16 protein-coding genes are annotated in these 20,998 nt (G+C 43.4%); 8 read left to right on the plus strand and 8 right to left on the minus strand.

Features of this window, described 5'->3' with window-relative positions; translation table 11 throughout:
* Nucleotides 1–267: 267 nt before the first annotated feature.
* The 6 genes from folD to AVL57_RS13360 all read left to right on the plus strand — a co-directional run bounded on the left by folD (nt 268) and on the right by AVL57_RS13360 (nt 6,272).
* A complete protein-coding gene (gene folD, locus AVL57_RS13335) occupies nt 268–1,122 on the plus strand; it encodes a bifunctional methylenetetrahydrofolate dehydrogenase/methenyltetrahydrofolate cyclohydrolase FolD (protein WP_057790623.1) in 855 nt (284 codons plus the stop codon).
* 9 nt (nt 1,123–1,131) lie between these two features.
* Nucleotides 1,132–1,695: a DUF1415 domain-containing protein gene (locus tag AVL57_RS13340; RefSeq protein ID WP_171008983.1), complete on the plus strand. Its 564-nt coding sequence runs from the start codon at nt 1,132–1,134 to the stop codon at nt 1,693–1,695.
* A 157-nt stretch (nt 1,696–1,852) separates the two neighbouring features.
* Nucleotides 1,853–2,575 carry a tRNA (N6-threonylcarbamoyladenosine(37)-N6)-methyltransferase TrmO gene (gene tsaA / locus AVL57_RS13345; protein ID WP_057790619.1) on the plus strand — a complete coding sequence of 241 codons (723 nt, stop codon included), beginning with the start codon at nt 1,853–1,855 and terminating at the stop codon, nt 2,573–2,575.
* Nucleotides 2,576–2,660: 85 nt separating this feature from the next.
* The gene (locus AVL57_RS13350; protein WP_057790617.1) at nt 2,661–4,325 is read left to right on the plus strand and encodes a proline--tRNA ligase; all 1,665 of its coding nucleotides are present in this window, start codon (nt 2,661–2,663) and stop codon (nt 4,323–4,325) included.
* Nucleotides 4,326–4,434: 109 nt separating this feature from the next.
* Complete coding sequence (locus tag AVL57_RS13355; RefSeq protein ID WP_057790615.1) at nt 4,435–5,280, plus strand: MBL fold metallo-hydrolase; 846 nt, start codon at nt 4,435–4,437, stop codon at nt 5,278–5,280.
* A 47-nt stretch (nt 5,281–5,327) separates the two neighbouring features.
* The gene (locus AVL57_RS13360; RefSeq protein ID WP_057790613.1) at nt 5,328–6,272 is read left to right on the plus strand and encodes a phospholipase A; all 945 of its coding nucleotides are present in this window, start codon (nt 5,328–5,330) and stop codon (nt 6,270–6,272) included.
* Nucleotides 6,273–6,313: 41 nt separating this feature from the next.
* Here the strand turns inward: AVL57_RS13360 and AVL57_RS13365 are convergent, their stop codons facing one another.
* The 5 genes from AVL57_RS13365 to guaB all read right to left on the minus strand — a co-directional run bounded on the left by AVL57_RS13365 (nt 6,314) and on the right by guaB (nt 14,462).
* Nucleotides 6,314–7,210, minus strand: coding sequence for a histone deacetylase family protein (locus AVL57_RS13365; RefSeq protein ID WP_057790611.1), 897 nt, complete (start codon nt 7,208–7,210; stop codon nt 6,314–6,316).
* Nucleotides 7,211–7,312: 102 nt separating this feature from the next.
* A complete protein-coding gene (locus AVL57_RS13370) occupies nt 7,313–8,935 on the minus strand; it encodes a methyl-accepting chemotaxis protein (protein ID WP_057790609.1) in 1,623 nt (540 codons plus the stop codon).
* A 192-nt stretch (nt 8,936–9,127) separates the two neighbouring features.
* On the minus strand, nt 9,128–11,050 hold the full coding sequence (locus tag AVL57_RS21040; RefSeq protein ID WP_063456891.1) for an acyltransferase family protein: 1,923 nt from the start codon (nt 11,048–11,050) through the stop codon (nt 9,128–9,130).
* A 269-nt stretch (nt 11,051–11,319) separates the two neighbouring features.
* A complete protein-coding gene (guaA, locus tag AVL57_RS13380; protein ID WP_057790607.1) occupies nt 11,320–12,897 on the minus strand; it encodes a glutamine-hydrolyzing GMP synthase in 1,578 nt (525 codons plus the stop codon).
* 95 nt (nt 12,898–12,992) lie between these two features.
* Nucleotides 12,993–14,462: an IMP dehydrogenase gene (guaB, locus tag AVL57_RS13385; protein ID WP_057790605.1), complete on the minus strand. Its 1,470-nt coding sequence runs from the start codon at nt 14,460–14,462 to the stop codon at nt 12,993–12,995.
* Nucleotides 14,463–14,562: 100 nt separating this feature from the next.
* Here guaB and xseA point away from each other — a divergent pair, with 100 nt between their 5' ends.
* Both xseA and AVL57_RS13395 read left to right on the plus strand, forming a co-directional pair.
* Nucleotides 14,563–15,918 carry an exodeoxyribonuclease VII large subunit gene (gene xseA / locus AVL57_RS13390; RefSeq protein WP_057790603.1) on the plus strand — a complete coding sequence of 452 codons (1,356 nt, stop codon included), beginning with the start codon at nt 14,563–14,565 and terminating at the stop codon, nt 15,916–15,918.
* 10 nt (nt 15,919–15,928) lie between these two features.
* Entirely contained in the window at nt 15,929–17,128 is a 1,200-nt protein-coding gene (locus AVL57_RS13395) for a hypothetical protein (RefSeq protein WP_057790601.1), read from the plus strand.
* A gap of 349 nt (nt 17,129–17,477) precedes the next feature.
* Here AVL57_RS13395 and der read toward each other — a convergent pair whose 3' ends face one another.
* The 3 genes from der to AVL57_RS13410 all read right to left on the minus strand — a co-directional run bounded on the left by der (nt 17,478) and on the right by AVL57_RS13410 (nt 20,996).
* Nucleotides 17,478–18,923: a ribosome biogenesis GTPase Der gene (der, locus tag AVL57_RS13400; RefSeq protein WP_057790599.1), complete on the minus strand. Its 1,446-nt coding sequence runs from the start codon at nt 18,921–18,923 to the stop codon at nt 17,478–17,480.
* A gap of 164 nt (nt 18,924–19,087) precedes the next feature.
* The gene (gene bamB / locus AVL57_RS13405; protein WP_082604872.1) at nt 19,088–20,344 is read right to left on the minus strand and encodes an outer membrane protein assembly factor BamB; all 1,257 of its coding nucleotides are present in this window, start codon (nt 20,342–20,344) and stop codon (nt 19,088–19,090) included.
* A gap of 31 nt (nt 20,345–20,375) precedes the next feature.
* Complete coding sequence (locus tag AVL57_RS13410) at nt 20,376–20,996, minus strand: YfgM family protein (protein ID WP_057790597.1); 621 nt, start codon at nt 20,994–20,996, stop codon at nt 20,376–20,378.
* Between the last annotated feature and the right edge of the window lie 2 nt (nt 20,997–20,998).

The raw sequence follows: 20,998 nt of genomic DNA on the forward strand, positions 1-20,998 counted from the left end.
CGCCCATAAATGTGCTTTTTTGAGCACTTTGGGCATTTTTCAAGCTAACCGAAACTCAAAAACCTATTATTTAATCCAATCCCGAAGGTAGAACACGAGTTTACTCATGGTAGACATTTTTATTATTTATCGAAATTTACCTTATATAAGCGCAAATCTTTTTAAACTTTTTGCGATTTACAGTATTTGTGTGTTTCTACTGGTCGCCACATGCTGTTTTATGAAACAATAATTAGCACTTAATGACCACACATTATAATCACTTCTATGACAGCTCATTTAATTGACGGCAAATTAATTGCCAAACAAGTTCGCCAGCACGTTGCTTCTTATGTAGATTCACTTATTGACGCGAAGAAACGTCAACCTGGATTAGCCGTTGTGTTAGTCGGCAGCGATGCCGCCTCACAAGTCTATGTTTCTAACAAACGAAAAGCGTGTGATGAAGTGGGGTTTGTATCTCGCTCTTTTGATTTACCCGCCGATACTACAGAAAGCGAATTGTTAGCACTTGTTGACCAATTAAATGACGACAAGGAAATAGACGGTATTTTAGTGCAGTTGCCCTTACCTGCCGGTTTGAATGCAGAAAAAGTATTAGAGCGCATTCACCCCCATAAAGATGTAGATGGTTTTCATCCTTATAATATAGGTAGATTGGCACAACGTATTCCAGCGCTTCGCCCCTGTACTCCGAAAGGTATCATGACCATGATTGAGGCCACTAAGCGACCAGTGAAAGGACTAGACGCTGTGATTGTGGGAGCCTCTAATATTGTGGGCCGCCCAATGAGCTTAGAATTATTGCTTGCTGGTTGTACGGTTACTACTTGTCATAAATTTACACAAGATTTAAAAGCCCATGTCAGTCGTGCAGACCTTCTTGTGGTTGCGGTAGGTAAACCAAACTTTATTCCTGGCGACTGGATTAAGCCTGGCGCTATTGTTATCGATGTAGGTATTAACCGTGTGAGTGATGGTTCATTAGTTGGTGACGTGGATTTTGAGCCTGCCAAACAACGTGCAGGATGGATTACCCCAGTGCCTGGTGGTGTGGGCCCCATGACAGTCGCTAGCTTAATAGAAAATACCTTAGAAGCTTACGTTAAATACCACTCTTAAGTTGAAATCGTGAACGATACACATCTTATAGAAGCCACAATGCGTTGGGTTGATGACATTGTCATCAACCACAACTTTTGCCCCTTTGCCGGTTTCGTACGCCAACCTAGCCAAATTCACTGTGTCGTGGTTAATGGGGATGCTGGCGATGTTATTGCCTCGCTTTTCGATGAGTGTAAACGTTTAGACGAACAAGACGATATTGCCACTACCCTCATTATTGCGCCCTCATCGTCTACAGCTTCCTTTGATGACTACCTAGATGTATTGGCGATATGTGAACGTATGCTATCTGATTGGGGGTATACGGGCGTGTATCAACTTGCCAGTTTTCATCCTGACTACCAGTTTGATGGCGAAGCGAAAGACAGCGTAGCAAATTATACCAACCGCTCTCCCTACCCTTTACTTCATTTAATTCGCGAGCGTGATATTGCCCGCTATATGAAAAACGAAGATGATGCAGAGAAAATTTACACGCACAATATTGCCAAAGCTAATGAACTAGGCTGCCCTTATTTTGAAAAAGCATTGAATGAGATGCGATGCGCTAAAAATAAAAACGGCCTGTAAAAATACAGGCCAAAGGGTTTGATTGGGTCCAGGGATGCCAAATACGGCCGCCCCAGATGTCCGTAATTGGTTCAAGGTTTTAAACTTGAACCCGTACTCTACGTAAACTATGTGAGAATTTTATGACAGTGCGCTATGCAAATGGGATTTTACGGTAATGCCCCTTAATCAGTTCCCCCTTTGTGCCATCGGCCATATACAAACACCGTTTAAACAAAAGTTTGCCATTCCCCGACAACCTAATTTAGCCAAGGCGAGGGGACAAGTCGTGTTAGCGCCGGACTTTGATGACCCTCGTGTCTTTAAAGGTTTAGAAGTATTTAGTCATGTATGGCTACTCTTTCTATTCCATGAGAATTTAGACAAAGGCTGGAAACCTTCGGTTAAAGCCCCTCGTTTAGGTGGAAATGCAACGCTTGGGGTGTTTGCCTCTAGAAGCACACATCGCCCAAATGGTATAGGCATGTCGGCAGTGAAAAATTTAGGTTCTGAAACTGTGGATGGAAAGCTTACCTTGAATGTCGAAGGGGTAGATTTATTAGATGGCACGCCCATTATCGATATTAAACCTTATTTGCCCTATGCCGATGCGCTTCCCCATGCATCAGATAGCATGGCTGAACTGACACATGCCGCCCCTATCCCCAACCTTGATGTGACAATTAACCCTCTCGTGCAAAACTTGTTGCTAGAAGCCGCGGCACAGCACCCCGATCTGCCCACATTACTAAATGCAGTGCTGGCTCAAGATCCCCGTCCCGCTTATCGTCATAAACTAAGCAATGATGAAAAAACTTACCATACTACACTGTATAACTATGATTTTGCCTTCACGGTAAAAAGTGGTGTTGTCGACGTCGTTGGGATTAACGCGCTTTAGACGCACGTGGTTGTAGCACTATTGCTCACAGTTAATTAGAATACGCTCAATTGTATTTTTCATAGTTATAGGAAGACCGCTTCGAATGCGCACTAGTCAATATTTACTTGCCACGCAGAAAGAAACTCCGGCCGACGCTGAGGTTATCAGCCACCAGTTAATGTTACGTGCTGGTATGATAAGAAAACTGGCATCAGGCCTTTACACATGGTTGCCTACCGGGCTTCGCGTACTGAATAAAGTGGCAAACATCGTTCGTGAAGAAATGAACAAAGCAGGCGGTGTAGAAGTGTTAATGCCCGTAGTTCAACCTGCTGACTTGTGGGAAGAGTCTGGTCGTTGGGAAGAATACGGCCCAGAATTACTGCGCATTAAAGACCGCCACCAGCGAGACTTCGTGCTAGGTCCTACACATGAAGAAGTGATCACATCGTTAGTTAGAAACGAAATCAGTAGTTACAAACAACTGCCTATCAATCTTTATCAAATCCAAACTAAATTCCGTGATGAAGTACGTCCTCGTTTTGGCATTATGCGTGGTCGTGAATTCACCATGAAAGATGCTTACAGCTTCCACTTAGACGATACGTGTTTAGATAAAACGTACCAAACAATGTATGAAGCCTATGGCAATATCTTTAATCGCATGGGCTTAGACTACCGTGCTGTTATTGCCGACTCGGGATCAATTGGTGGAAACCATTCCCATGAGTTCCACGTACTTGCCGAGTCTGGTGAAGATGCAATTGCCTTTGCGAGTGACAGCGACTACGCCGCAAACGTTGAAATGGCTGCAACGGCAATGCCAGAAAAACAACAAGCTTCAGGCGCAGCAGCTGAAGTAGTAAGTGGCAAAGATTCAGATAGCGCGCTTAGCATTTATGTTGTTAAAGGCGAAACAGTAGAAGAAAATACAACTGAACAATGGGTAGTATTAGTATTGCGCGCAGAACACGCGCTTAACGATATTAAAGCTGAAAAAGTAGCTGGCGTAGCCAGTCCGCTTGTTATAGCAAGTGAAGAAAAAGCCACTGAAATTTTAGGCGCTCACCCTGCTTTCATTAACCCTAATGATATTACATTGCCAATGCATGTGGATTTTAGTGCCGCTGCACTTGCCGATTTCATATGTGGTGCCGGCGAAAACGGCCAAATCACGAAAAATGCAAACTGGACTGTCGATTTACAAACAGCAGATTTACGTAACATTGTGGCGGGTGATGCTTCACCTGACGGCAATGGTACTATTGAAATAAAGCGCGGTATTGAAGTAGGCCACATTTTCCAATTGGGTAGCAAATACTCAGAAGCGATGAATTGTGGTGTACTAAGCGAAACGGGCAAGCATCAAACCCTAACCATGGGATGCTATGGAATTGGCGTTTCACGTATTGTTGCGGCAGCTATTGAACAAAACCATGATAAATACGGCATTATGTGGCCTGATCCAATCGCGCCTTTCAAAATTGCATTAATACCAATGAATATGCATAAGTCTCACCGTATTAAAGAAGCGGCTGAGGCACTTTACGAACAACTAATTGCGTTGGGTATAGACGTATTATTTGACGATCGTAAAGAACGCCCAGGTGTTATGTTTAACGATATGGAATTAATTGGCATACCTCATAGTATTGTTATCGGTGAGAGAAACCTCGACAATCAACAAATTGAGTACAAAAACCGCCGTACAGGTGAAAAGCAGTTACTAGATTTAGATTCGGCAAAAGACTTTGTTGTTAGTCTTTAACATTGTCTATCATTGAAAGATAAATATTAGTAATCTTGCATTTAATTTTGTGTATAGCTTTGCGATAACGGCAATAGCGGTTAGCTAAAAGAATAAAAACGGTGAACATATGCGGTTAACATTTTACGGCGTGAGAGGCTCTATTCCTACTCCTGGAAAAGCCTACGCACGCTATGGTGGTAATACCGCATGCGTTCATATTGAATTAGCCGATGGCACAGATATTGTGCTTGATTCTGGAACGGGTATCAGGCTGTTGGGGAATAAACTTCGCAGCAAAGATACCCCTATTCACTTATTGCTCAGCCATAATCACTGGGATCACATACAAGGTTTTCCATTCTTTAGCCCTATCTTTCAAAAAGATAGAGATATCTATATTTATCCAGGGCAAACGACCTTACCCGAGCACGATCAAATTTTAAAACAAATGCAAGGCTCAACGTTTCCTGTCCCTGTCAGTGCGTTACAGTCAAAGCTCCATTTAACCATTATTCCGCCAGAGCAAGATATTTGGGAAATTGGTTCTGCTACCATTCGCCGAATACCTATTAATCACCCTGGCAAGGGTAGCGCCTATAGTATTGAAGAAAAAGGCACTAAAATTGCCTACATTACTGACAACGAACTCTACCCGCCGTATAAAAAAGAAACTGACTTTCTAACGTTTGTCGATTTTGCTAGAAACGCAGACGTTATTATCCATGATGCACAATATATGATGTCAGATATGCCTGCTAAAACAGGCTGGGGTCATTCAGTTGCTGAAGAAGCCGTAAAGCTTGCTATAGCGAGTAATTCAAAAAAATTAGCGCTATATAGCCATGATCCAGATCGCACAGATGAGGATATTGATAAGGTGGTTGAACACTGCATGGATTACATCACAATTGCAGAGTCGAGCCTGAAAATATTTGCATCAGCGGAAGGCCAGTCACTGGATTTCACTAATTAAAATAATTTATAAAAAAACAACGACTTACCTAACGGAGAACACCACCAGTGTCAGTGTTTAAGCCATTTTTAATATTGGCTGCAGTCAGTCTGTGCAGCATAAATGCTCTTGCCCAAGAAAATGCGCAAGATGAACAAGAGAGTGATATTGAAGTTATTGATATCATTAAACGAGATACCACAACTGAAAGTGCGCTCGATAATCGCTTGGAAGGTGACAAGGAAGCAATTGATAACGTTTTTGCTATTACACAACATAGACAAAACTATTTACTTCCTATGACTTACATTACCAATCCAAACTCAAACGGTAATGATGAACTCACAGAAGAGAATGTCGATAAAAAAGAAGCCAAATTTCAGGTTAGCGTAAAGCTGCCTCTTTATTTGGAAGACACTGGGTTTGACGGCGTTTACCTTGGTTTTACCCTTACTTCGTTTTGGCAACTATACAACAGCGAAGTGTCTAAACCCTTTAGAGAAACCAATTATGAGCCAGAGATATTTTGGCAAGAAACGGCAGACTATTCTGTTTTAGGGTATAAGTTTAATACCTTTCAAGTAGGGTTTAATCATATGTCTAATGGACAGAGTGGCCTTAGCTCTAGAAGTTGGAACCGTATTTTCGCCTCTGTTGTATTTAGTGACCAAGATGATATTTATTATTTAAAAACTTGGTATCGTATTCCAGAAGATGAAAAAGAAGACCTGCTCGACCCTACCGGTGATGATAACCCTGATATCGAAAACTATTATGGTCGTATGGAATTTGGTTACGGGCGAAAGCTTGGTAATTTCAAAGTAATGGCATTGCTTCGCAATAACCTTAACTTAGGGAATAACCGAGGTAGTATACAGGTTGATTTAACTTATCCACTCACCGACCGTTATGAATTACTGTTTCAGTACTTTAACGGCTATGGCGACTCACTGATTGATTATAACCGCTCTCAAGAGCGTGTGGGCTTAGGCTTCCAGCTACTTTTCCTATAAGTATTAAATCAATAAGAGGCCTTATTTGATGGGCCTCTTATTCAAATAACACCAGCAGCTTTATACAATTGCAAATGAACATCCACTAACGCATCTATGTCGCGCTGATAACCACCACCGATAACCGCCGCAATGGGTACTCCCATACGTTCAGCAAACGCAAAAACCATATCATCTCGAGCACTAACGCCTTCGGTTGTGATATTTAATAAACCCAAGTCGTCATTAATATGAATATCTACGCCAGCATCATAAATAATGGCATCTGCTTGAAATTGCATGGCCACCATGGTGAGAGTTTCTTGTACCGCATTTAAATATTCGTCGTCTTCACAGCCCTTCACCATGCCTATATCGATATTTGAATGCTGCTTTCGATACGGAAAGTTCTTCTCACCATGAACTGACACGGTGAAAATACTATTATCGTATTGGGCAAGCTTAGCGGTACCGTCACCCTGATGGACGTCAAAGTCGATAATCAAAACATTGTCTATGCCTTCACATTTTTGCATCGCTTTAGCGGCAAGAAATAAATCGTTAAATAAGCAAAACCCTGATCCAAAATCTGAGAAGGCATGATGGTAGCCACCGGTTAAATTTAACGCCTTACCATGCTTTATAGCCAATTGGGCAGTTAAACAGGTGCCAGCCACTGCGGTTAGCGTACGTTCGATTAGTTGATCTGACCAAGGAAAGCCGATACGACGCATAGCTTTTTTATCTAATGTGCCGCTTGTTAACTGCTGAACATAGTCTTTGTCAAAGTGAGACTCCAACTCTGTTACCGCAAACGGTGAAGGTGTGTGAAACACACTATCAGCGACACCGTGAGCCGATAACGCATTTCGAATGCCTTGGTATTTATCGATGGGGAAGCGATGACGTTCAGGTAAGCTGAGTTGGCTATAAATAGGATGAAATACCAGTGGGATCATAACGTTTCAATCATTACCTTGTTTATTTGCGGAGAAAGCCCCCAGTGGGATTTTAAAAAAACGGAGCCTATGGCTCCGTTTCATTATACGCAATGTCATAGATTACCGGGTTAAACTGCTCACCACTTTTTCTACGTTAACTGACATACTCTTCATCGACTCTGCCATGTCATCACGTTGCGCCAATTTATGAAAGCGATCTGACGATGCCACCACATTCGCAATAATACTTTCCACCTGCGACAACACTGCCTCTTGCTCGTCAGCTGCTTCATTAAGGGCAACCACAACGCTTGCCGTTTCCTTAATATCATCAACCACGTTATTCAGGGTTTGTAATGCAATAGCAGCTTCAGCCGCATTGCTGTCTGAGAGCTGCTTACCTTCTTCCATGGCCAACACGGCTCCACGGGCTTCGGCTTCAAAACTACTAAGAATATCGTTTATCTCTTTCGTCGATTGCTGTGTCTTCGCTGCCAACGCCCGCACTTCATCTGCTACCACGGCAAAGCCTCTGCCATGCTCGCCTGCCCGAGCGGCTTCAATGGCAGCATTCAGTGCTAATAAGTTGGTTTGATCGGCAATTTCGTTAATCACATTAACCACTTTGAGAATATTTTTACTGCGGCTTTGTAGGTCGCTTACAATATCGCTCGACTCTGTTACTGTTTTTGCTAGTTGCTTAAACCCTGCATTCGCTCGCTCAAAAGTTGAATAGCAACTCGCTACGTTCTCTTCTGAATTTCTGGTAGCCACAGCCACTTGGTCGGTAATCGCAACCAAGTTCTGCACTATGCCTTTTAATTTATCAGTGGTGGCATCTAACGAAAGTGAAGCATCGCGCTGCTCTACCGCGCCATCCATGATTGATTGCCCCACATCGCCAAGGGCAATGAAAGCACGTTCCATTTCTAATTCAGTTTGATGCAACTGGGTAACCGAGCTTTTTAATTTGCTTTGTAATGCTCTGGCAGAATCAGCCAAAATGCCTAGCTCGTGTCCACTTGAGTAAGTCAGCGGGTAATCGTATTGACTAGTAGCGAGGTTAGAAATACACGCGGCTACTTCACGAGTAGGATTAATCACTTGGGAGCGAAGACGACTAATTACATAAACTACAGATAGCAGTGATAGCACAATAGCAGCAAACAGAATTAGCCATAACATCCTGCGCGTACCGTCCTTTAAGTCGGTGATGGCGAGTGCAGATTGATTCGCTATTTCATCGGCAATACTTTCAAGTAGTTTTGCTGGCTCTCGGTCGATACCACGAACATAGCTATCCCCTACTTTCGGGTCAAAGCCCGATGCGATAAAAGCCGCATAACCTTCTCTATACTTTTCGGCCATATAGGCGTGCGCTGTTTGGAATTTTCGAATATCCGCTTTGGCTTTATCACTTACTACAGGGTTCGCTAGCATTTGGCTAAATTGTTGCTTTATCTCGGCTTCGCGTTTTTGAAAACGAGACCAGTACTTTTCACGATCGTCGTTGTTGTGTCCTCTCAGCAGTGTATTTTTCCACTCCTGTACTTGGGTTTTGAAGGTATTTAAGGTTGCGTTAACGTCACGCTCCGCCTGAACAAGTGTATGCTCTAGTGATTCGAAACTGCTTAACAGCGAGAAAGATTTATAGATGGATGCGGCGTTTAGAAAAACCAATAAACATAAGCTCGCAAGCACAGGGGTAATTACCAATCGACTGATACTGGTATAATTGAACACAGCGGTTAACCTTTAGTCTAATAAAAATGCGAAAATCGTGAAACGCCGCCATTAAATGATATGTTAATGACAGAAACGTTACAGAAAAGGTATAACTCTGAATACCTTTACCTATTCGTTAATACGTAATAATTATAGAGCTAACAGCAAGTTTTGAAACTTTCATATCTGACAATAAAAGGGCGCTAACAACTAGGGTTCCAACCAGTTTATACGGCTAACCTCTGCACCAAAGTATCTTGCCCCTTCTAACGTGTGATGCCCATAATCGTAAAATAGCTTTTCTAACGATTCATTTACTCCAGAACACAGTTTCAACTCAGATTGACAAATATAGTCCATCCTATCCAGCAGCGTAACATTAGGAAACCCTTTCACGATAAGGGCGAGCGATTCGTTAATTTCACTCACTGTTCCAGTGAAGTCCACTCTTGTAGTTGTTTTATTACCACTGTAGGCATTGAAATAAGCTGAATTGATATGGTTTACGAGAACCTCATCATCGGCGTACGACTTATCATCTCTGACGACATAAGCAATAAAGTCTGCAAGTGTCCAATTACGTGTTCTGTATTCAGGGAATTCGTGGATATTATTCACTACAATAATTTCTTTCCCAGCTTCTATAAATTTTTCTATAACTTGATTTAAAGAAGCTACATCCTCTAGGTCATATCTAGAAGCTATAATTATAGTATCAGCGTGTTTGAAGTTTGGTACGCCCGAAAGCTCAGAAAAATTCTTATTGATATCACTAATTTCACTCCCATAACGAGCAAAAGAAAATTCGGAGCCGTTATACTTCGAATGTAACAGAACGTTATATAAATCCTTGGAATGAGAATTTCCTATAATCAATGCGTTCTCATAGTTATTATCTAAGTCAAACCACAACTCATTTTCGTTATATTGTCGCACCAACCCCCAAGATTCTTCTCTTAATAGTGTATTACTCCGCGATGCCTCTGAAATTTGAAAACTGTTTAGCGGGTTAAAGTTACCAGGGTTCAGCTTTTGGGAAAAAATTGCACTACTAGAACCAATCACTATAAAACCTATTAATGATACGCAAGAATACGTAAATATCGTTTTACGATTTATTTTATCCTTGAATCTAAAGGGGGTTTCTACATACTTCCAACTTCCATAGGCCAACAACATAGTTAACATGCTAAGGGATAGCATCAAATCATGGGAAGGCTCTTCCACTGAAAGTATTCTGGTAAAGGCGAAGATAGGCTGATGCCAAAGGTAGGCTGAATAGCTGATTAAGCCTATTCCTACGAATAGTCTAAGGCTAAGCAAGCGGCCAACTAATGTTTTACTATCGGCAAATAAAACGATTAACACCACACCAAACACGGGCACTAACGTATAAAAACTAGGAAATGGCACGAAGCTATCGAAGAAAAATGTAGCATAAAGCACCATTAGAAGGCCGATAGATGCCGCTATATTGTTAGATCTCACACCATGTTTCTGAACAGTAAAAGCGGCTAGAGAGCCAGCTAACAATTCCCAACCACGAAATGGAGCGAGATAAAAATTTGCACTTGGACTGTTTCGAGAGCCCCACTCACATGCCAGCAGACTCAGCGCGGCAATAAATGCTATCAGCCAAAAAAGCCGTTCCCTTTTAAAACCTTGTCGCCATGCAAACATAAGTAACAAAGGAAATATTAGATAATACTGTTCTTCTACCGCTAAACTCCATGTATGAAGTAAAGGTTTCTCTTCAGCAGCAGCTTCAAAGTAGCCGCTCTCTCGCCAAAAAAGAATATTGGATGCGAAAAGACTAACGGCAACAATACTATGGGAAAACTCTTTAAAACTGTCTACTGTCATGGTCAACCATGCAATAGGGATACATAAGACAATAACAAATACGAGTGCAGGTAATATTCTTCTAGCGCGACGTTCGTAAAAATTAACTAGGCTGAATTTTTCACGCTCTATTTCTACGATGAGAATAGAGGTAATCAAATAGCCACTTATAACAAAGAAAACATCGACTCCGACGAATCCACCGGCAAAGAATTTGAACCCGGCATGAAATAGAATGACAGGTAATACGGCTAATGCTCTTAAGCCATCAATCTCGGAGCGATATTGCAAAATAAAGTCCCTTTAGGAAATAGCTGCTCTTTCCCCTACTCAGTCGACATCTATAACGTTGCGGTAATAGTGAAGACGTTATCTAGAGGGATTAGTATTATTATGCTTTATTTTCACTTAACGATAGAAAAATTGACACTGGTATTTTAATACTACTATCAAAAAATTGTGCGCTTTTGCGCTTAAAAAGCCTCTTCGCTTTTAACGCAATTTAGGGTAAAACACATTTACTAAGCCTTTAAGCGCACAATAATTAAGCTACGATATTCTTATTCCCATTCAATCGTCGCTGGCGGTTTACCCGATATATCGTAAACAACACGGGAGATACCATCGATTTCGTTGATGATACGGTTCGATACTTTACCTAAAAAGTCATAAGGTAAATGCGCCCAATGTGCCGTCATAAAGTCGATAGTTTCTACCGCGCGAAGTGACACAACCCAATCGTATTTACGGGCATCGCCCATTACGCCCACAGAGCGTACAGGCAAGAATACGGTAAAGGCTTGGCTTACTTTCTGGTATAAATCGGCGTTGTACAATTCTTCAATGAAAATAGCGTCTGCGCGACGTAGTAAGTCGCAATACTCTTTTTTCACTTCACCTAGAACACGTACACCTAAACCAGGCCCTGGGAATGGGTGACGATAGAGCATGTCGTACGGTAAACCTAGCTCAAGGCCAATTTTACGCACTTCATCTTTAAACAATTCACGCAGTGGCTCAACTAAACCTAGTGCCATGTCTTCTGGCAAGCCGCCCACATTGTGGTGAGACTTAATCACATGGGCTTTACCTGTTGCAGAACCTGCAGATTCAATAACATCTGGGTAGATAGTGCCTTGGGCTAACCATTTCGCATTGGCAAGCTTACCAGCTTCTTCATCGAACACTCTGACAAATTCATTACCAATAGCTTTACGTTTAAGCTCTGGATCTTCAATATCTTTTAAACGCCCTAAGAATCGCTCTTCAGCGTCAACACGAATAATATTGAGACCGAAATGATCGCCAAACATTTCCATCACTTGATCTGCTTCGTTCAAGCGAAGTAGTCCATTATCCACAAACACACAGGTGAGGTTTTCACCAATGGCGCGGTGAAGCAGCATGGCAGTCACCGATGAATCGACACCACCCGATAAACCTAATATAACGCGGTCGTCGCCAACTTTTTGTTGAATGCGCGCAATCGCATCTTCAATGATGGCATCAGCAGTCCATAACTTTTCGCATTTACACACATCCATAACAAAGTGGCTTAGCAAACGCATGCCTTGCTTAGTGTGGGTAACTTCAGGGTGAAACTGAACACCATAAAATTGCTTTTCTTCGTTATACATAGCAGCGTGCGGACAAGAAGCCGTTTGCGCGATAGTTTCGAACCCAGCAGGTACTGCGGCAACTTTATCACCGTGACTCATCCATACATCAAGCAGTGCATTGCCATTCTCACCAATGCTATCTTCAATGTGGCTGAGTAAAGACGTAGGTTTAATAATTTCTACCTGTGCGTAACCAAATTCTCGCTTGTCAGAGCCTAAAACACCGCCACCCAGTTGGGCCGCCATGGTTTGCATGCCATAACAAATACCAAAAACAGGCACGCCAGCTTCGAACACGTACTCTGGGGCGCGAGGAGAATTTTCTTCGGTCACCGATTCAGGGCCGCCCGACAAAATAATACCTTGTGGATTAAATTCTCGAATTTGCTCTTCGGTCACATCCCAAGCCCAAAGCTCACAATAAACGCCTATTTCACGTACACGGCGTGCTATCAGCTGCGTGTACTGTGAACCAAAATCTAAAATAAGAATGCGTTGGTCATGGATATTTGTGGTCATGTTTTTACCCGTTATATAATAGAACGAAGGCGGCAATGAGGCGGAAAGGTAACCGCCTCACGATGCGCTGTATATGGTTATATCTTGTCGCGAATCTAGCCTAGGCGGTAGTTCGGTGCTTCTTTAGTAATGCTAACGTCATGAACGTGAGACTCGCCCATACCTGCAGAGGTAACACGAACAAACTGTGCTTTTGTGCGAAGTTCATCAATACTGCCACAGCCGGTAAGCCCCATCGCTGAGCGTAGCCCGCCCATTTGCTGATGGATGATATTCGCAATAGGCCCTTTATAAGCTACGCGACCTTCAATACCTTCAGGCACAAGCTTTTCTGCATTGTTTGATTCTTGGAAATAACGGTCAGATGAACCGTGATTTTGGTTCATTGCGCCTAGTGAACCCATACCGCGGTACGATTTGAAATAACGACCTTGATAAAGTTCAACTTCACCTGGCGCTTCTTCCGTTCCCGCTAACATGCTACCCACCATCACGCAGCTTGCGCCAGCGGCTAAGGCTTTCGCGATATCACCAGAGAAACGAATACCGCCATCGGCAATAACCGGAATGTCTGTACCTGCAAGCGCATCCACCGCATCAGACACCGCTGTAATTTGTGGTACACCACAACCGGTAACGATACGGGTAGTACAAATTGAACCTGGGCCTATCCCAACTTTGACTGCATCAACGCCTGCATCGGCCAGTGCTTTTGCACCATCCCCTGTTGCTACGTTACCCGCAATAATTTGTACATCAGGATAATCGGAACGTACTTTCTTAACGCGGTCAATAACGCCTTGCGAATGACCATGAGAGGTGTCGATAAGTAAAACATCTACACCGGCTTCAACTAAAAGTTGAATGCGCTCATCAGTACCTGGCCCAACGCTAACCGCTGCACCAACACGTAATCGACCCAACGAATCTTTACAGGCATTTGGTTTGTTTTCGGCTTTTTGGAAATCTTTAACCGTAATTAGCCCGGTAAGTTTGAACGCATCATCTACCACAAGAATTTTTTCAATGCGGTGTTCATGCATAAGATCAAGTACTTGATCTGAACTTGCACCTTCTTTAACAGTAACAAGATCGTCTTTACCTGTCATAACATTGCTAATAGGCAGTTCAAGACGTTTTTCAAAACGTAAATCACGGCCAGTAACGATACCAATGAGGTTATTTTGATGGTCGGTTACCGGAAAACCAGAGTAACCTAGGCGCTTAGAAAGGTTAATAACTTCGCCGATGGTGGCATCTTTAGCAACCGTAACGGGGTCTGATACCACGCCACTTTCGTATTTTTTCACTTCACGAACATGTTTTGCCTGCTGCGCAGGTTCCATATTTTTGTGAATAAAACCGATGCCACCCTCTTGAGCAAGTGCAATCGCTAGGCGTGCTTCAGAGACGGTGTCCATCGCCGCAGATACCATAGGGATATTTAACGTGACACCACGAGTTAGACGAGTTTGAAGTTTGGCAGTATGTGGAAGAACTGTCGAGTGGCCGGGAACCAGCAACACATCGTCGAACGTCAGGGCTTCTTGGATGATTCGTAGCATGCAACAACACCTATTCAGTTGAGGGTTAATTGCGGCGCAATTGTAGTGTTTTTTAGATTTCAGGTAAACTCTATTTTATTAAACCAGACGATTTTTTCTTATGTTTACATCTTCACCCTCTACATCGCGACAAATTTTAACAGTTACTAAGCTAAATCGGCTTGCTCGAACCGTGCTTGAAAGCGAGGTAGGACTTGTATGGTTATCCGCTGAAATATCTAATTTTGTGAGTGCCGCTTCCGGTCATTGGTATTTCACGTTAAAAGATAACAAGGCACAAGTGCGCGCTGCTATGTTTAAAAATACCAATCGCACCGTGAAACAGCGCCCGAAAGAAGGCGATAAGGTACTTGTAAGGGCATCTGTAGGTATTTACGAAGCACGTGGCGACTACCAGCTTGTCATAGAACATTTGGAAAGCGACGGCGAAGGCGCACTACAGCAAGCCTATGAAGCCTTAAAAGCAAAGCTAAACGCTGAAGGCTTGTTCAGCATCGAACGTAAACGCCCTATGCCAGAGGTTATTAATCGCATTGGTGTTATTACCTCATCAACGGGTGCAGCACTGCACGATGTTCTTAGTGTGTTAAAACGCCGTAGCCCCCAAACTGAAGTTATTGTTTACCCTTCTATGGTGCAAGGTGAAACCGCGCCAGCTCAGCTTATTAATGCCTTACGAACGGCAAATCAACGAAATGAAGTCGATGCACTTTTGCTAACCCGTGGTGGAGGCTCGTTAGAAGACTTATGGTGTTTTAACAATGAAAACCTTGCTAGAGAAATTGCCGAGTCACAATTACCGTTAATTAGCGCCGTTGGTCATGAAGTTGATTTTACTATTGCTGATTTTGTTGCCGATTTACGCGCCCCTACACCATCGGCGGCCGCTGAAATATTGAGCCAAGATACTAATGCGCTCAGTGAGAGCCTAGTTCAGTATAAGCAACGCTTAACCCGTGCCATGCTGCAAAAACTCAGTCATTTAGCTCAACAGCATAAACTTGGGCACCAACGTTTGCAGTCAGTACATCCGCAAAGCAAAATACAAAATCAGTGGCAAGCCCTCGATAGGCTTCAATTACGTTTAAGCCATGCTATCAATAATAAACTCGCAATCGAAAATAAACGGTTTGAGTATGTGAATAATCGCTTGGCGCAACAAAGCCCAGCGGAGCGTGTGAATCAAGCGAAAGCGCGCATAGCACAAACCCATAAAACGCTATGTAACAACATGAAGCAGTTAGTAAATAGTAAACAACAAGCTTTTGCTGCAAAAGTCGGTTTGTTACAGTCTGTTAGTCCGCTTTCTACATTGTCGCGAGGCTACAGTATTACCATGTCGAGCGGTACGGCAGTTACCTCAGTAGATACTGTTAAAGAGAACGATATACTTAAGTCTCGAGTGACTGATGGAGAAATAACCAGTAAAATAGTGGAAATTCGTCGTCATCAATAAAGGTTGGTTTTTGTTTCCTATTTTTTCGCGTTCGCTCTGGTTACTACTTGCCCTAGCTTCTTTATGCGCACCGGCTGTTTATGGTCAGCAACAGGCAGCATTATCTGAGTTGTCGGTTTTGCCTAAACCGTCATCCTCATCGACGACTGTGTCTGAAAACCCTGCAATAGCAATTTCACTGGCGGTGTTTTCTACTTACCCCAGTGAAACCCTTTTGGATGCCTGTGGCAATACAGAGGCTATACAGGAGTGTATTGAAGATACTATTGCCCCAGAAGCATTTATCTCCACACTGATAACAAAGTCTTGGTTCACTGAGATTAAACCTTTCGGAAATGAATCAGACTATGAGCTGCTTATTGCCAACGTGGCTAAGCAAGGTGAAACCTTAAATCCAAATAAAAAGCTAAGTGCCGAACTAAGCGAAGAACCAAGCAAAGAACCAAGCAAAGAAAAACACTTCACTGAATTAACACTGCAATGGCGAGGCATTGAGATTGATTCTTTGGTTATTGCCAGCCAAGTAAATAGCAATGAAGCTTCAACTGAGAAAGCCATAGAACCGCTGGTATCTTGGTACAAGCATGCTACCGAAAATGGGCTGTTTACCCCAACCTTTTTATATCGTGCGCTGAATGCGAGCGATTACGCCGAGCATTTGAGCGTTCCTGAGTCTTTGGGTGATTTCACTAGGTTAGATACTCAGCTGTATCCAGACCCATTCAAAGGCTCGATTACAAGGTACACCCATCCTTCCTTTGAAGATGCGTTAGTGGATGTCACGGTTTACCCCATTTTGGCGAAACTCGACACGAATGCACCAAGTAATAAAGCGAGCACTGCGGACACCAGCACTGAAAACTCAGCTCGCACTGACGCGTTACTTCATCAGCAATTAGATGAGGATTGGAATAAAGCTGATCACGTCGCTAACGCGCGCAATTTAATCCTTTCACAACCCCAGCCAATATCGGCGTTTAATGTAAAGGGTTTTGCCAATGGGTGGCGACTAGCGCTTAAAGCTGACTCGCCAGTAGACGATCCTATTTTCGCGACAACCTATGTATTTACCCGTAATGATAAAATAGTGAAAGTGGCTACCACCTTCCCTAGCGACTTTTCTGACGATTTAGCCAACGAGCTCATTGCTCATATCACGGTGCCTGAAGAATCTATGCTTATGCAGCAAGTTCGCGCCATGCTTAAGTAGAAGGCACGGCCAATACCCCTGCCAATAGGGCTTTTTGAAAAGCGAGTTATTACAGGCTCATAGAGAATAGCTCGAAGTTAGGCGTTTGTGGCGATTAACTTTTAGCGACTAACTTTTGATGACTAACTTTTAGTGGCTAGCTTTGAGCGACTAGCTTTTAAGCGAAAAGCCCGTAAAAAGCCCTTCGTAAATAATAAATAAACACGTGAAGAATACGCTCACTAAAACAAAAAAGGTCGGCGCTTGTAATAGCGTCGACCTTTTTATATGTGTGAAGTAGTACGTTTCAAAACCCGCATTTCGTTATTACAACAAAGCGCTTTGTTATCAGGCTTGCGCTAATGCTCGGCTATTTTTTCTTACTATGATAAGACAGTAAACGTTTTCGCTTACGCTCTTGAGTAAGGGTGAGCTTATTCTTTTTGCCTTCAAACGGGTTAGCCCCTTCCCTGAATTCAATGCGTATAGGTGTGCCCATCACCTGAAGCGCTTTACGGAAATAGTTCATCAAGAAGCGTTTGTACGACGTAGGTAAATCGTCAACTTGGTTACCGTGAATAACAATCACAGGCGGATTGTAACCACCAGCATGGGCATATTTCATTTTAACCCGGCGTCCGCGCACTAGCGGCGGCTGATGGTCATCTTGCGCCATTTCCATAATCTGCGTAAGCATAGAGGTATTAATACGCTTAGTGGCGCTTAGGTAAGCTTCTTGTACTGATTCAAATAAGTTACCCACACCGGTACCGTGCATTGCAGAGATAAAGTGCAAACGTGCAAAGTCAATAAAACCAAGACGGCGATCGAGTTCCCGCTTTATATCGTTTTTAATATCAGTACTAAGCCCATCCCACTTGTTCACTGCAATTACCAGTGAGCGACCGGAATTTAACACGAAGCCGAGTAAGCTTAAGTCTTGGTCGGTAATACCTTCACGGGCATCTATTACCATCAGCACTACGTTGGCTTCATCAATCGCTTGCAAAGTTTTAACGATAGAGAATTTTTCAACCGCCTCATTCACTTTTCTACGTTTACGGACCCCTGCGGTATCAATAAGAATATATTCACGCTCGTCACGTTCCATTGGAATAAAAACGCTATCGCGGGTCGTACCTGGAAGGTCAAAAACGACAACCCGTTCTTCACCTAAAATACGATTCGTTAATGTAGATTTACCCACGTTAGGCTTGCCAACAATGGCCAGCTTAATAGGCTGATCTTGAAGGCGCTTAAGTTGCTCTTCCGCATCAAGCTCTTCTTCTTGCGTTTCCTCAACAATGCGCATGTCAGGAAAAGACGCTTCAAGTGGCACTAGTGCATCTTGAAGCAATTGGCTTACACCACGCCCGTGGGCCGCGGCAATTTGCTTAACTGTTCCTAAGCCCAGCGCGTAAAAATCAGCGCTTTCGCTATCGCCATCAATGCCATCGACTTTATTCGCAACAACAAAAACTTGTTTGTTAAGCCGGCGAATGTGGTCAGCAATACCTTGGTCTGCCGGCAACAATCCTGCTCTAGCATCAACAAGTAGTAATACTACATCGGCTTCCTCAATGGCTAAAAGAGACTGCTGCGCCATTTCAGCATCAATACCTTCTTCGTCACCCGTGATACCACCGGTATCCACCACGATGAATTGACGCTGCTCAAACTTAGCCTGACCGTACTTGCGGTCGCGGGTAAGCCCTGGGTAATCAGCGACCAGCGCATCACGTGTATTAGTTAAACGATTAAACAAGGTGGACTTACCCACATTAGGGCGGCCTACCAAAGCAACAACGGGCAACATGTATCAAATCCTAAAGGAAAAAAAGCTAAAAAACACAAACCGCAAGTAAGCATAGCTTACTTGCGGTCAGAGTGTGATTGGGCATTATACCTGTTTAGGTATGATGCGTCAGCCTAACAGAAGATATTAGGCTAACAATCCAACAAATTATGCTGTTGAACAGGCTATAACGTAGAGATAGCTGCCACTACGCCGTTACGGGTCATAGTCACTACCACACCGTCAACATTCAATGGTGCATCGTATATAGCATCGTCTTCATCGTCGCCACCTACATCGACGCGAGCAACTATTTGGCCTGTCTCTTGTTCAATCCAATGAACGAAGCCCCAGTTGTCACCCACAACAATATGCTCACCAACTGGCGTTGCCGCAGTAACAGAGCGAGACTTTAAGCCACCTTGTGACCAAAGCTCTACACCGTTTCGTCTGTCTAGGGCATAAATATTAGAGTTGTTATCTACAACAAAAATACTGTTCCCTTCAATACTTAGGTTGCGATATGAGCCGTACTCACGCTTCCAAATAATACGACCACTACGCAGTTCTACTGCTGCCAGCGTACCATTGTAAGAAACCGTATAAATAGTACCGCCAAAAAGTACAGGGGTGGTATCAAGGTCAACAATTCGTTCTAACTCTGTGGCGCCTGTTGGCGTGGCAATTACCGTTTCCCAAGCAAGAATACCTGACTCTAGTAAGTTAACTTGCAATTTACCCGTAGGCGTTCCAATTAAAGCGCCGCCATTTGCCGCCACTGGGCCAGAAATGCCACGAAGGGTTAATGGAGGCGTATCGCCTTCATGTCGCCATAATTGCTCACCCGTACGCGTATCAAAGCCAAACAAGGTACCCGCGCCAGTATTAACTACAAGAATACCTTCGTCTGCAGAAGGAGCTGCTAACACTTCACCAGGAATTGATGCTTCCCACTTGGTTTCGCCAGTTTCGTAGTCAAGTGCCATTACTGCACCGTTTTCTGTACCTACAAACAATAATCGGTCTGCAACAGAAATGCCGCCAATACGTGCACTTGCTCCACTACGCCAAAGACGTGCTATGGAATCCCACCAACCGTCACCTTCAAATACGGCGAAGTTACGTTCCCATAGAACATCACCGTTCTCTGGGTTCATAGCAACAACGCTGCCATGGCGATCAGCGGCATAAAGATTTTCGTAAGCATATACTGGACGAAGGCGAGAGAAGTAATGATCTACACCATCGCCGATGTCTCTGTCCCATTTTACCGAGGGCGTAAACTTCGCATCGATCGGTTTCAAACGGCGAATTTCAAGTTCTTCTTCATCTGCAAACCAATCAGAAACGGTAGAACAACCAGAAAGCGTTACAGAGATGGCCAATGCCATGCCCATCACGCGAGCAAATCGGCCCTTACGGCCACACGTATTGTGAAACAAATTGCTTACCTCTTTATTTTTATGTACCAGCTTATTGGCCCGCCGCAACGGCTAAGTTGTCTAACTTCATTTGCAATAACGGGTTGTTGGCATTTTTTTCAAGCGCACCTGAGTAGGCTAAACGAGCATCATCAAATTTACTTTGTTGCTGATACACATCGCCTTTCAGTTCAGATACTTCAGCAGCAAATGCTTCGTTCGTAATATTGCCTAGCGTAGACAACGCAGCGTCTAGCTGGTTCATTTCAATTTGTACTCGCGTTAACCGAATAGCAGCTAGCGCTTTTAATTCTTCATTTTCTGCAAAAGTAACCACACGATTTAGGTGTGATGCAGCGGCGTCAAAATCGCCAGCATCAACCGCTTGTTTTGCAGCTAGAAGGCTAGCAATACTGGCGTAGCCTGAGTCTTCGTTTGCATTAATAAAGGCAGCAATTTTATCTGCGCTACCTTCTTCACCATAGGTTTCAACTGCATTTTGGTACTCTACTGATGCCGCTTCTTTGGATGCCATTTGCGTATCAGAGTAATAACGCCAGCCCCAAAGGCCACCTAAACCTAATGCTGCACCTACAATAATGGCGGTACCATGCTCTTTCCAAAAGCGTTTAATCGCTTCTACTTGTTGGTCTTCTGTTGCGAATTGTTCCATGA

This window comes from Alteromonas stellipolaris (genome assembly GCF_001562115.1).
Taxonomy (GTDB): Bacteria; Pseudomonadota; Gammaproteobacteria; order Enterobacterales; family Alteromonadaceae; genus Alteromonas; species Alteromonas stellipolaris.